The sequence below is a fragment of the Corallococcus sicarius genome (assembly GCF_003611735.1).
Taxonomy (GTDB): Bacteria; Myxococcota; Myxococcia; order Myxococcales; family Myxococcaceae; genus Corallococcus; species Corallococcus sicarius.
The window spans coordinates 1-12,715 of sequence record NZ_RAWG01000285.1 but is presented as its reverse complement, the minus strand read 5'-3'; the positions used below and the strand labels follow the sequence as shown (position 1 = coordinate 12,715).

General features: G+C 71.9%; 12 protein-coding genes. 4 read left to right on the top strand and 8 right to left on the bottom strand.

All coding sequences use genetic code 11. The annotated features are described in order from the left end of the window. The 3 genes from D7X12_RS32170 to D7X12_RS32160 all read left to right on the top strand — a co-directional run. The coding region (locus D7X12_RS32170) for a hypothetical protein (RefSeq protein ID WP_208719420.1) at window positions 1-1,135 on the top strand (1,135 nt) is incomplete at its 5' end. Window positions 1,136-1,210: 75 nt separating this feature from the next. Then, window positions 1,211-2,914 carry a DUF6311 domain-containing protein gene (locus D7X12_RS32165; protein WP_120629057.1) on the top strand — a complete coding sequence of 568 codons (1,704 nt, stop codon included), beginning with the start codon at window positions 1,211-1,213 and terminating at the stop codon, window positions 2,912-2,914. Window positions 2,915-3,015: 101 nt separating this feature from the next. Then, the gene (locus D7X12_RS32160) at window positions 3,016-3,780 is read left to right on the top strand and encodes a VOC family protein (RefSeq protein WP_120629056.1); all 765 of its coding nucleotides are present in this window, start codon (window positions 3,016-3,018) and stop codon (window positions 3,778-3,780) included. Window positions 3,781-3,812: 32 nt separating this feature from the next. On the opposite strand, the gene larC is transcribed toward D7X12_RS32160, so the two are convergent. The 8 genes from larC to thiL form a co-directional block, all read right to left on the bottom strand. Continuing rightward, window positions 3,813-4,979, bottom strand: a complete 1,167-nt coding sequence (larC, locus tag D7X12_RS32155; protein ID WP_120629055.1) for a nickel pincer cofactor biosynthesis protein LarC — start codon at window positions 4,977-4,979, stop codon at window positions 3,813-3,815. Between the two features lie 3 nt (window positions 4,980-4,982). Next, a complete protein-coding gene (larB, locus tag D7X12_RS32150) occupies window positions 4,983-5,735 on the bottom strand; it encodes a nickel pincer cofactor biosynthesis protein LarB (protein ID WP_120629054.1) in 753 nt (250 codons plus the stop codon). A gap of 31 nt (window positions 5,736-5,766) precedes the next feature. Continuing rightward, complete coding sequence (locus D7X12_RS32145) at window positions 5,767-6,378, bottom strand: chemotaxis protein CheC (RefSeq protein ID WP_120629053.1); 612 nt, start codon at window positions 6,376-6,378, stop codon at window positions 5,767-5,769. Continuing rightward, window positions 6,375-8,576: a chemotaxis protein CheA gene (locus tag D7X12_RS32140; protein WP_120629052.1), complete on the bottom strand. Its 2,202-nt coding sequence runs from the start codon at window positions 8,574-8,576 to the stop codon at window positions 6,375-6,377. The genes D7X12_RS32145 and D7X12_RS32140 overlap by 4 nt, the downstream gene beginning before the upstream one ends. A gap of 62 nt (window positions 8,577-8,638) precedes the next feature. Next, complete coding sequence (locus tag D7X12_RS32135; protein ID WP_014400067.1) at window positions 8,639-9,007, bottom strand: response regulator; 369 nt, start codon at window positions 9,005-9,007, stop codon at window positions 8,639-8,641. 71 nt (window positions 9,008-9,078) lie between these two features. Then, on the bottom strand, window positions 9,079-9,501 hold the full coding sequence (locus D7X12_RS32130; RefSeq protein ID WP_014400068.1) for a chemotaxis protein CheW: 423 nt from the start codon (window positions 9,499-9,501) through the stop codon (window positions 9,079-9,081). A gap of 4 nt (window positions 9,502-9,505) precedes the next feature. Continuing rightward, on the bottom strand, window positions 9,506-10,879 hold the full coding sequence (locus tag D7X12_RS32125; RefSeq protein WP_120629051.1) for a methyl-accepting chemotaxis protein: 1,374 nt from the start codon (window positions 10,877-10,879) through the stop codon (window positions 9,506-9,508). Window positions 10,880-10,945: 66 nt separating this feature from the next. Continuing rightward, entirely contained in the window at window positions 10,946-11,920 is a 975-nt protein-coding gene (gene thiL / locus D7X12_RS32120) for a thiamine-phosphate kinase (RefSeq protein WP_120629050.1), read from the bottom strand. 102 nt (window positions 11,921-12,022) lie between these two features. On the opposite strand from thiL, the gene D7X12_RS32115 reads away from it, so the two are divergent. Beyond that, the coding region (locus D7X12_RS32115; protein ID WP_208719417.1) for an aquaporin at window positions 12,023-12,715 on the top strand (693 nt) is incomplete at its 3' end.

The following is a 12,715-nucleotide window of genomic DNA, read 5'->3' as shown; positions in this document are numbered from 1 at the left end:
GGGGGACGCGGGGACGAAGGACGCGGGACCGGAGGACGCGGGGCCAACGGACGCGGGGCCAACGGACGCGGGCCCCATCGACCCCGAGTGCCTGGAGCCGGGGTGGACGACGCGCCTGCTGGACGAGGGCGCGGACAACGCGGAGATGGTGTTCCTCTTCGATGCGAAGGGCGTGGGCCACTTCGCGTACGTGAAGGCCTCGCGGCTCTACGTGGGCAGCACGAATCCAGGCGACGCGCCCCGGCGCATCGGCGACGCGTTGAGCTACCAGCCCCTGCGCATGGTGAGGGACTCCCTGGGGGCCTCCCACGTCCTCTTCACGCAGAATGACTGGGTCTATTACACGCATGACCGGTCAGGCACGTGGGAGCTGTACCCGCTGCTGCAAGGCATCCCCGCCGGGCTCGCCTTCGATGCGTGGGGAGGGCTGCACGTGCTGATGCAGCAGACCCTGCCCCAACAGGGGACGATCTACGTCTACGGGCTTCGTCCTGGCACCGCGGGTTGGCGCACCTTCCCGCTGCCGGAGCTGGGGCGGGCGGGGGAGCTGGAGCACCTGGCGGTGGATGCCTCCGACCACCTCCACATCCTCTTCCTCCGCAGGGGTTCCTTCTGGAGCACCCCCGTGTACGCGACGAACGCGACGGGCGCCTGGACGGTGGAGCCCCTGGACTGGCAGGTGCCCTCCGAGGCGGGGCGCCCGCGCTTCCATTTCCAGTTGGACGCGCGGGGGCGCCCGCACGTGCTGGGCTCCGACGCCGCGGGCACCTGGTGGTGGGTGAAGGACGGCGGTGAGTGGCAGCGGCAGTTCATGGGCGCGTTCCAGAGCTACTCGCCCGCGCTGCACATGGGGGATGACGGCCCGTCACATGCGCTCTTGCAGGACCAGGAGTTCAGGCGGTTCAGCCGCATGTCCGTGCGGGCGCTGACGCCCGGGATGGATGGCGGGAGCGCCACGCCCTGGGTGCCGTTGGAGTCGTCGGATGGCGGGGTGGCCATCCCCGTGGGCGCCGCGCTGCATGTGGCTGACCACGGCGTGGTGCGGGTGGGCTCCCCGTACATCACCTATACCCCCACGGATGGCGGTCCCGACAAGGTCACGCGCGGCCTGCGCTACTCGCGCTACTGCCCGTAGGGACCGGGTCCGGTTGCGGGGCCCGGAAGCCGGCGCCTACAGTCGCCGCCCCTGCCGCGAGGCTCCATCCCGTCCATGTCGCTGAACCCGAACCCTCCGGTCCCCACGCCCCTGCCCCACGCCTCCACGCCCCGCGCCCTCATCGTGGCGCGCGCCTTGGCGGTGCTGGGAGGACTGGGCTGGTTCCTGTGGCTGGGCGGCGGGGCGGTGCTGCCGCCCACGCGCATCGACTGGATGATGCGCGAGGACTGGGCCGCGCACATCTTCGGCTGGCTCTTCTTCCGCAACGCGGACTGGCAGCTGCCGCTGGGCGCGGCGCCCAACCACTTCTTCCCCTACGGCACGTCGGTGGCGCTCACCGACGGCAACCCGTGGGCCGCCGTCCTGCTCAAGCCCTTCTCCGCGCTGCTGCCCGCGGACTTCCAGTACACCGGGCCGTGGCTGGGCCTGTGCTACGCGCTGATGGGGTACTTCGGCGCGCGGCTGGTGGAGACGGTGTCCCCGCGCGCGGTGCCGGTGGCGCTGGGCGGCACGCTGCTGGCGCTGTCGCCGGTGATGGCGGCGCGCTTCAGCCACCCCACGCTGTGCGCGCACTGGCTGCTGGTGGCCCTGCTGTGGCTCCACCTGCGCGACACGCCGGACGCGCGCACGGCGACGCGGAGCCTGGGGCTCGCGGCCCTCTTCAACGCCATCGCCGCGGGCACGCACCCGTACTGGGTGGCCATGCTGGTGCCGCTGACGCTGGCGCTCGGGGTGCGGCTCGTCTGGAGCCGGAAACTCGGCCTTGGGCGCGTCGCGGGCGCGTGCGTGGGCATCATCGGGCTGGACGTGCTGCTGTTCGCGGCCTTCGGCTACTTCGGCGGACAGGGGCTGGGCGCGGAGGGCTTCGGGGAGTTCTCCTCGGACCTGGCCACGCTGGTGAACCCGCTGGGCTGGTCGCGCCTCTTGCCGGACCTGCCCGCGGGGCCCCGTCAGGGCGAGGGCTTCGGCTACCTGGGCGCGGGCGCGCTGCTGCTCTGCGTGCTCGCGGTGATGAGCGTCCTTCTGCGCCCGCGTGAAGCGCGCACGGTGGACTGGCGCCGCGTCCTGCCCGCGGCATTCGTGGTGCTGCTGATGGGCGTCTACGCGCTGTCCTCGCGCGTGACGTGGCTGGGGCAGCCGGTGGCGGACCTGGGCGCGCTGTACGCGCCGCTCGCGAAGGCGACGAACGCGTTCCGCGCCTCCGGCCGCTTCGTGTGGCCGCTGCACTACCTGCTCGTCGTGGGCGCGGTGCTGACGGTGGTGCGCCTGTGGCGCGCCGTCCCCGCCGTGGCCATGGCCGCGCTGACGGTGGCGCTGGCGGTGCAGGCGTACGACGGCCGCGAGGACAAGAGCGCCCTCTTCAAGCCCGTGCACTTCCAGCGCCTCCAGTCCCCGGAATGGGCCGCGCTCCAGGGGCCCTATCAGCACCTGGCGCTCTTCCCGCCCCATGCGCAGTGGGTGTGCCGCTACGACGAGCCACTGGTGAACGCGCTGGCGTATCAGGCGTACCGGCTGAAGCTCACCTTCAACAGCGGCTACGCCTCCCGCACGCCGCAGGCGCTGGAGGCGGACTGCCACGCGCGCCTGCCCCGCGACGGGCTGGACGCTGCCACAGCCTATGTGGTGCTGCCCGAACACCTGCGCCCCTTCCTGGACGCGGGCGCGCGCTGCGGCGTGGTGGAGGGGTTGCCCGTGTGTGTGGTGGCGGGCAACACGGATGCCTTCGCGCAGGGGCTCCTGCGTCAGCCGCTGCGCTGACGCGACACGGCACTGAAAATCCGTTCAGCTGCCTTCCAGGGCTCTGTTACGGTCCGCGCCGCCCGAGCACCTTCGGGTTCTCTCTCCAGAGGAGCGGACGCATGCCCACGATGACGCAGCATGAAGCCGGCACGGTGTGCTGGGTGGACCTGATGGCCTGGGACCGGGAGAAGGCGCAGGCCTTCTACGGGGAGCTGTTCGGCTGGACGTTCGAGGTGGGGACGGAGGAAACGGGCTACTACACGATGGCCCGGCAGAAGGGCCACGACGTGGCGGCGCTGATGCAGCGCTCCAAGGACGCGCCCTTCCCGCCGATGTGGAACCTCTACTTCAGCGTGGAGGACGTGGACCGCGCCCTGGCCCGCGTGAAGGAGCTGGGCGGCCGGGAGCTGATGGCCCCCATGGACGTGATGGACGCGGGGCGCATGGCCTTCTGTCAGGACCCCACCGGGGTGTCCTTCGGGCTGTGGCAGCCGAAGCAGTTCCCGGGCGCCGGCCTGGTGAGCGAGCCCGGCAGCACCGCGTGGCACGAGGTGATGACGCCCGAGGACGTGAAGTCCCGCGACTTCTTCTGCGCCCTCTTCGGGCTCACCGCCGAGAAGATCCCCGACGAGTCCATGCAGTACTGGATCCTGAAGCGGCACGGGAAGGAGGTCGGCGGCGTGATGAAGGCGCCCGCCGACATGCCCCCGCACTGCATGAGCACCTTCTCCGTGAAGAACACCGACGAGGCCGCGGCCACCGTCGCCCGGCTGGGCGGCAAGGTGCTGATGGCGCCGATGGACTCGCCCTACGGCCGCGTCGCCGTCGTCGCCGACCCCGGCGGCGCGAGCTTCGGCATCATGACCCTCGCCCAGCCCATGTAGCCCCCGAAGCCGCTCCGGAGCCGCTCCGAAGCTCAGGCCGTGAGGGCCGCCAGCGCGGCGGCCATCACCTGCTTCACCGGCACCCCTGCGGCCTGGGCCACGCGGACGCAGTCGTCGAACTCCGGGTGCGCGTTGAGCACCCGGCCGTCGCGCAGGCCCCGCTTCACGCGGACCTTCCCCCACGGCGTCTCCACGTCCACCCAGTCGCGCTCCAGCGCGTGGCGCTCCACCCGGTGGTAGCGCACGCCCAGCGACGTGGACTCGCGCAACACCGTGTCCACCACCACCTCGCGCAGCCCGCCCTCCACCAGCGCGCCCAAGAGGTGCGCCGGCCGCCCCTTCTTCATCACCACCGGGGCCACCCACGCGTCCTTCGCGCCCACCTCCAAGAGCCGCTCCACCAGATGGCCCAGGAGCTGCGGCGTGGCGTCATCCAGGTTCGCCTCCACCACCCACAGCCCTTCGGTGGCGTGCGCCTCCACGCGGCCCAGCGACGCGCGCAGCACGTTGGGCCGGTCGCGGAAGTCCTTCGTCCCCACGCCGTAGCCCACCTTCTCCACGATGAAGTCCGGCGGGTGGCCAATCTTCGTCAGCACCTTGAGGAGCGCCGCGCCCGTGGGCGTCGTCAACTCGCCCACGCCTTCGAAGCGCACCGGCACGTCGCGCAGCAGCTCCAGCGTCGCGGGCACGGGGATGGGCATCTGCCCGTGGGCCACGCGGATGGTGCCGCTGCCCAGGGGCGGCGGCGCGGCGTGCACCTCCGGGTCCCCCAACAGCTCCAGCACCACCGCCGCGCCGCAGATGTCCACGATGGAGTCCACCGCGCCCACCTCGTGGAAGTGGATGGCGTCAATGGAGACGCCGTGCACCTTCGCCTCGGCCTCACCGATGGCGCGGAACACCGCCAGGGCCCGCGCCTTCGCGCGCTCCGGCAATGTCGTGGCCGCTTCGATGAGCTGGCGGATGTCCGCGTAGGCGCGGTGCGGGTGCGCCTCCTTCGCGTCCAGCACCACGTCCAGGTGCGTGCCGCTGATGGCGTGGCGCACCGCGCGCGACACCGCCAGCTTCCAGCCCGGGACGTTGAGGCCGGAGAGCGCCTGGGTGAGCGCGTCCGGTGACACGCCCAGGTCGATGCCGGCCGCCAGGAACATGTCCCCGGCGATGCCGCCCACGGGCTCCAGGTAGAGGATGCGTCGCATGGCTCAGCGCCGTCCCTTCGTGCGCGAAATCAGCGCCGCGTAGAAGCCGCCGCCAAAGCCGTTGTCGATGTTCACCGTCGCCACGTTCGCGGCGCACGAGTTCACCATCGCGAGCAGCGCGGAGATGCCCTTCAGGTTCGCGCCGTAGCCCACCGACGTGGGCACCGCCACCACGGGGATTCCCACCAGGCCGCCCAGCGCGCTCGCGAGCGCCCCCTCCATGCCCGCCACCACCACCGCCACGTGGCACTCTTGAATCTCCTCGCGCCGGCGCAGGAGCCGGTGGATGCCCGCCACGCCCACGTCGTAGACGCGCCGGACCTCCGCGCCCATGGCCTCCGCGGTGAGCGCCGCCTCCTCCGCCACGGGGATGTCGCTCGTGCCCGCCGTCACCACCGCGACGAGCCCCGCCTTCACCTTGCGCTGGGGCAGGTGGAAGATGCGCGCCACCGGGTGGTAGACGCCCTTGGGGAAGCGCGCCACCAGCGCCTCCGCCTTGTCCGGCTGCAGCCGCGTCACCAGCACCGTCTGCTTGCGCTCCACCAGCGCGCCCACGATGCCCAGCAGCTGCTCCACCGTCTTGGGCTCGCCCAGCACGACCTCCGGGAAGCCGAAGCGCAGGTTGCGGTGCGTGTCGAGCGTCGCGTAGCCCAGCTCCGCGAACGGCAGGTCCTTCAGCTTGCCCACCGCGTCGTCCAGGGTGACCTTGCCCGTCTTCACCTGACCCAGCAGCTGTCGCAGCGCCTTCTCGTCCATGGGCGACCGTCTACCCCAGCCGCCTCCCGGACTACAGGCCCAGCCGCGCCAGCAGCGCCTGGGTGCTTCCGCGCTCCAGCACCAGGAGCATCTGCCCGCCGACGGACGTGCCAGACATGGACATGGGGGCCGCGGCGGTGAAGCGCGCCGCCAGCACCACCACCGGGCCCGGGCTGGCCTGCACGTCCCCCAGCACACCCGCCAGCACCGGCCGCACCGGGCCGCGCTCCAGCTGGGGCACCGTGGGCAGCAGCCGCCAGCCGGTCAGCCGTCCAATGGCGGACAGACACGCGCTGGCGATGATGTTGGCGGCCTCCGCCAGCGCGCTCTCCCGCTCCTCGGGGGACGCGGGCTGGCCTCGCACCAGCACCGACTCCAGCGCCTCCCCGTCCCGGGGCGACAGCACCAGCACCAGCGCGCCGCGCAATTCGCCCGTCATGCCCAGGCGCACGGCGACGGCGGGGCCGTCCTCGCCCAGCAGGGCCGGTCCCTCCGAGACGCTCGTCAGCCGCACCTCCGGGAGGGACAGGTCCACGCGGCCCCCCACCAACCGGGCCAGGGCGTTGGCGCCATGACCACAACCGATGTTGGCCACTTCGCGCAGGGCGTCGAGCTGGGCGTCGCTGGGCAGGGGCGGGCTCACGCGGTCAGTAACCTCGGGACGTCCAGGATGAACACCGGCCGGCCACTGCCCAGGATGGTCACCCCGGACAGCCCTGGCAGCAAGTCCAGGGGTCGGGACAAGGGTTTGAGCACGACTTCCTCCTGCCCCAGGAGGCGATCCACCGCCAGCGCCACCTTGCCGGTGCCGGCGTCGCCCTCCATCACCACGAAAGGCCGGAAACCCGGGCGGGGCGAGGCGGGCACGCCCAGGAGCACCTCCAGCAGGTGCACCGGCAGCAGGCCGTTGCCGTGGGGCAGGAGCGCCGTCTCACGGCTGCGGCTGAGGGCGTCCGGATCCGCCTCCGTCGCGCCCACCACCTTGGCGATGGGCAGGCCGAAGACCTCCTCGCCCACCTGCACGAGGAGCAGGTGCACGACGGCCACGGTGAGGGGCAGCCGCAGGGTGAAGCACGTGCCCCGGCCGCGCTCGCTCTCGATTTCGAGCGTGCCGCCCACGCTCTCCACCACGCGCTTGACGGCGTCCATGCCCACGCCGCGCCCGGAGATGTCCGTGATGTCCTTGGCGGTGGACACGCCCGGCAGGCACGACAGCAGGAAGGCGTCACGGTCCGCCATGCGCGCGGCGGCCTCCTCCGTGATGAGCCCGCGCTTCAACGCCGAGGCCTTGAGCTTCGCGGGGTCCATGCCCCGGCCGTCGTCCTCGATATCGATGATGACCCGGTCGCGCGCGCGGCGCACCGTCACCAGCACGCGGCCGCGCACGGACTTCTTCGCGGCCAGCCGCTCCTCGGGCGCCTCCAGCCCGTGGTCGATGCAGTTGCGCAACAGGTGCAGCAGCGGATCCGCCAGCTCGTCGAGGATGGCGCGGTCCAGCTCAATCTCCGCGCCGGTGATGACCAGCTCCACCTCGCGCTCCTTGCGGCGGGCGAGGTCGCGCGCGGCGCGGGGCAGCCGGTCGGTGATGAGCGACAGCGGCGTCATGCGCGCGCTCATCACCTTGTCGTGCAGGTCCTTCACCAGCGTGTGCAGCCGGTAGACGCCCTCCTCCAGCGCGGGGCGCGACACCTCCGGCAACACCTTGCCCACCTCGCGCAGGCGGGCGGTGGCGAGCATCAGCTCGCCCACCGTGTCGAGGAAGTAGTCGAGCAGCTCCGTGCGCACGCGCACCGTGCGGGAGCTGGCGTCGGCGCTGGCGCGCGCGCTGTCCGCCGTCTGCGAGGTGATGGCGAGGATGGGCGGTTCAGGGACGGCCTGGGAGACGGAGACGACCTCCACCTCCGCCACGTTGCGCAGGGCCGTCTGGATGCCGGCCTCGCCCACGGCCGTGTCCAGCTCCACCTGGATGAAGCCGTCCGGGATGCGCCCGGCCTTCAGCTCCTCCAGGGGAGGCCGCAGGTCCACGAGCGTGCCCAGGGTGGACAGCCGCTTGTGCACGAGGAACGCGCGCACGCCCGGCACCTGGCAGGTGGGCGAGATGCGCAGGCGCACGGACCAGCGGGGCGCGCTGGGAGGCCCGTCCGCATCGACGTTGGCGAGGACCTTGAGGTTCGCGCCCAGGGTCGCCACGGAGGAGAGCAGCTCGGCCTCCGCCGGCACGTCCGTCCGGGGGCGCGCGCCCGGCGCCCCGTAGAGCGTTTCAGGGGCGCTCAGGTCGCGCGGAGGCATCAGGCTGGCGGGCGGCATCACCGCCAGCGCCGTGGACCCCACCGCCACGTCGGGAGTCCCTGGCGTCACGGCCGCTGGCGCCGCGGGGTCCGGGTCCTCTTCCGCCGGGGGGTCGCCCGGCTTGCGCAGCGTGACCTGGGCCACGCGCGTCACCGCGGGGGCATGGCCGGTGAGCGCCCGCACCCGCACGCTCAGCTGCTCCAGCAACGGGGCCGCCGCCTCCGGCTCACGGCTGGCCGCGACGGCGCGCACCTGGGCCATCAGCGTGTCCGCGGCGCTCAGCAGCAGGTCCACGAGGTCCCGGTCGAGCAGCTTCCGGTCCTGCCGCACGGCATCCACCAGGTCTTCCACCCGGTGCGCCAGCATGGCGATGGCCTCGAAGCCCATGGAGGACGCCATGCCCTTGACCGAGTGGGCGTGGCGGAACATGGAGTCCACGGTGTCGGCGGTGGCCTCGCGCTCCAGGGCCACCAGGTCGCGCCCCAGCGCTTCCAGATGCTCCGTGGCCTCCGAGATGAAGAGGCCCAGGTACCGGGACATGTCCATCGTCATGACCCGGTACCTCCCATCCGGCGGACGGGACCGCGACCCGGGCGGGCGCGGTCCTGCGTCTGTCAGGCCTCGCCCAGCACCTTCTTGACGACCGCCAGCACGTCCTCGGCCCGGAAGGGCTTGACGATGAAGTCCGAGGCGCCCGCCTCGATGGCCTCCATCACCAGACTCTCCTGACCGAGCGCGGAGCACATGATGACCACCGCGCTGCTGTCGGCCTTGATGATTTCCCGCGTCGCTTCAATTCCGCTCTTGAACGGCATCACGATGTCCATCGTCGTGAGGTCCGGTTTCAACTCCTTGAACTTCTCCACGGCCTCCAGGCCGTTGGCCGCCTCACCGACGACCTCGAACCCTCCAGACGCAAAGATGTCCTTGATCATGTTGCGCATGAAGATGGCGTCGTCGACGACCAGCACCCGCTTAGCCATGTGAAGAACTCCGCCTCCGTTTCAGGCCTAGAGGGAGCGCACCCTATCACCGGCCGTTTCCAGGGGGCTACTCACTTGGAGGGAGTGAACAAGGCAACGACCGCCGCATCAAGTCCTTCGGGATCCAGCACGGTCACTCCCAGACCGCCCAGGCGGGCAACACCGCGTACCGCCGGCATGACCTTCCCCGGTGCCGCGCTCACGCGCTCCACCGCCTCGATGCCATCCACGTCCGTCACCAGGAGCCCCAAATCCCGGCGCCCCCGGTCCAGGAGTACCACGCGGCACAGCGGCGTGGGGCCTTCTGGAAGATGCAAAAGCTGCCGCAATTCCACCACCGTCACCACGCGACCGCGCAGGTTCATCACCCCGGTGATGGCGGCGGGGGCGCGCGGTACACGGGTGTAGCGCTCCGGAGGCACGACGACCTCCCGGACCGCCGAAAGGGGCAGCCCGTAGCGCTCCTTCTCCACCCGGAAGATGACGTGCCGCACGGTGTCAGGGCCCCAGGCGGAAGCTGCGCACCACGCTCTGCAATTCCACGGAGAGGTTGGTCAGCTCGCTCGCCAGCGACGTCATCCGCGACACGGCGGCCGTCTGCTCCTGGATGACGGCCTGGATGGCCTCCGTGGAGCTGGCGTTGTTGCGCGCCACGAGCTTGATCTCCTCGATGGCCTTCACCATCTGCTCGCTGCCCTTGAGCTGCTCGCGGGTGCTGTCGGAGATGAGGTTCACCTTCTCCGCGCCCTTGCGCGCGGTGTCGGTGATGGCGCCCATGGAGCGCATGATGTCCGTGAGGTCCTCGCGGCCCTCCGCCAGCTCCGCGATGCCTTCCTTCATGGCGCTCACGACGGAGGTGGACTGGCCGGAGATGTCGCGCGCCAGGCGCGAAATCTGCTCCGCGGAGCGGCCCGCGCTCTCCGCCAGCTTGCGCACCTCGTCCGCGACCACCGCGAAGCCGCGGCCGTACTCGCCCGCGCGCGCCGCTTCGATGGTGGCGTTGAGGGCCAGCAGGTTCGTCTGCTGGGCCACCTGGGTGATGGCGTCGACGATCTTGGAGATCTCCTGCGTCTTCTCGCCGAAGGCGAACACCTGCTGGCTGGCGGACTCGATGCGGTTGAAGACCTTCTTCACCTTGTCGCCCGCGAGCCGCGCCGCCTTGGAGCCGTCCTCCGCGCCGCTGCTGGTCTCCGCGGACGTGCGGGCCGCGTCGAGCGCGCTCACCGCCGTGCGCTGGATGCTGCCGGCCATCTCCGTGATGACCTTGGAGGCCTGGGACACGAGCTGCGACTGGGTCTCCGCGCCGCTGGCGATCTTCTCCATCGACGAGCCCACCTCCTCGGTGGACCCGTTGACGTTCTCCGCGGAGCGCTGCAGGTCGATGGCGGTGTCCGCCACGCTCTTGGCGGTGTCCTGGATCTTGCCCACCAGCTCGCGCAGGTTCTCCTGCATGCGGGAGATGGCGCCCGTCAGCTCGTCGATTTCGTCGCGCGTGCTGTGGACTTCCGCCGCCACGGGCTTGGACAGGTCGCCCTGGGAGATTTCAAACGCGGAGCGGCTGAGCACCTTCACGCGCGTGACGCGGGCCAGCAGGGACGGCAGGAACGCCGCGCCGCCGAAGGTGATGAGCACGCCCACGCTCACCCGGATGACGAAGCTCCAGTAGCCCCAGGACGCATCGAACATGCGCTCCGTGCAGAGCAGCCACGTGCCCAGCAGGAGGCCCAGGACGATGTAGCCGGTGGTGATCTTCCGGTGCAGGGACTGCTCGCGGACGACCTTGGGTCCGTCCACGGCGCGCAGCAGGCGCTGCACGGGCTCGCGTCGGGGGGTGAGACCAGAGGAGGGGTCGTCGCGAAGGGGGCGGCGCACGGGGTGCTTTCAGCGGGCAGGGGCAGGAAGCAAGTCCAGCGGTTTAGCCTTGCTCTCCGGTACGGGTCAATCATCCGCCCGGATGTGCCTGCCTGACCGGGCAAAGTGATCAAATCCTTCAGGCGGGGTCAGGGGCCTGCCCGCGCCGTCGCGAATTTTCCACTGACGCTCTCGCGTGAGCTCACCCACCCGGGTCACCCGCTCCCCGGAGCGGCCACACGCCCGCTCGAACGCTCGGGCACGCGCGGGGGGAATGGCCAGGAGCAGCTCGTAGTCCTCGCCCCCCTGGAGCGCTTGCAGGAGCGCCTCCCGGGGCCCCAGCGCCGCGCGCAGCGCGGGCGACACGGGCAACTGGTCCAACTCCAGGGCCACCCCCACCCGGGACGCGGCGCAAAGATGACCCAGGTCCTGGGCGAGCCCGTCGGACACGTCCAGGCCGGCGGAGGCGAAGCGCGCGGCCAGGAGGCCCAGGGCGACGCGGGGCTCGGGGCGGCGCTGGCGGCGCACGGCGCTTCCCCGCCGGACGCCGGCCTGGAGCTGCTTCAGGCCCAGGCGCGCGTCGCCCAGCGTGCCGGAGACGTAGAGCAGGTCCCCGGGCCGCGCGCCCGCGCGGGTGATGGGCGCGTGCGACAGCTCGCCGGTGGCGGTGAGGGTGACGGACAGCTCGCGCGCGGAGGTGAAGTTGCCGCCCACGAGCGCGATGCGGTGCGCCTTCGCGAGCGCGGCCATGCCCCGGCCGAGCGCGGACAGCTCCCGCGCGGGGAAGTCCCCGGGCAGCGCGAGCGCGCAGACGAACCAGCGGGGCGCGGCGCCCATCGCGGCCAGGTCCGACAGGTTCACCGCGAGCGCCTTGTGACCGATGTCCGCGGGCGAGAACGTCGCGCGGGTGAAGTGCACGTCCTCCACCACGGCGTCGGTGGTGACGCACAACGCGCCCTTTGACGGCGCGAGCACCGCGCAATCGTCCCCGGGGCCCACCGGCACGCGGGCTTTCGGGAAGCAGGCGAGGAAGCGTTGGATGAAGTCGAACTCACCGGGCATGCCGCAGCACAGACCACGCCCGCGCCCGGCGGCGCAACGTCCGCGCGCTCAACGGACGCGCGGCCCGTGGCGTTGACGGTGTCAGTCCCGCGAGGCATAGCAATGGGAGTGCCTCCCACGCCCCCGCCCCTGGACCTGCGACGCCGTCTGGTGACGGAAGCGCTGGGCTGCGGGCTGGTGGTGGTGGCGCTGGAGGGCTCGCACCACGTCGCGGAGCACCTGGGCGCGAGCGCCACCGAGGGCCGCCTCTTCATGTCCCTGTCGTGCGGCGCGGTGCTGGCGTGCCTGTTGTGGGTGCTGCGGCCGATGGGCGCGCACCTCAACCCGGTCCTCACCTTCGCCGACGCGCTGGGGGACCGCACGCCCTGGCGCGAGGTGCCGCTGTACGCGCTGGCGCAGCTGGGCGGCAGCCTGCTGGGGCGCCTCATCGCGCACGTCATGAGCCATGAGCCGCTGCTGCTCACCGCGCGTGCGCCCGCGGCCGACGGAGCCCGGTTCCTCACGGAGATGGTGGTGACGTTCGGCCTGCTGGTGGTGGTGCGCGGCTGCGTGCGCACGCGTCCCTCCGCCACGCCCCTGGCCATCGCGGGCTATGTCGCCGCCACGGTGTGGTTCACCGACTCGCGCTCGCTGGCCAACCCGGCGGTGGTGCTGGCCCGCGCCGCCAGCGCCCAGGTGGGTGTCATCAACCCGCTGGAGGTGGAGTCCTTCATCGCCGCGCAGCTCCTGGGCGCGGCGCTGGCGGTGTTCCTCTTCCGCTGGCTGCTCGGCGGCACGCCCGCCCCCGCCCCTGCC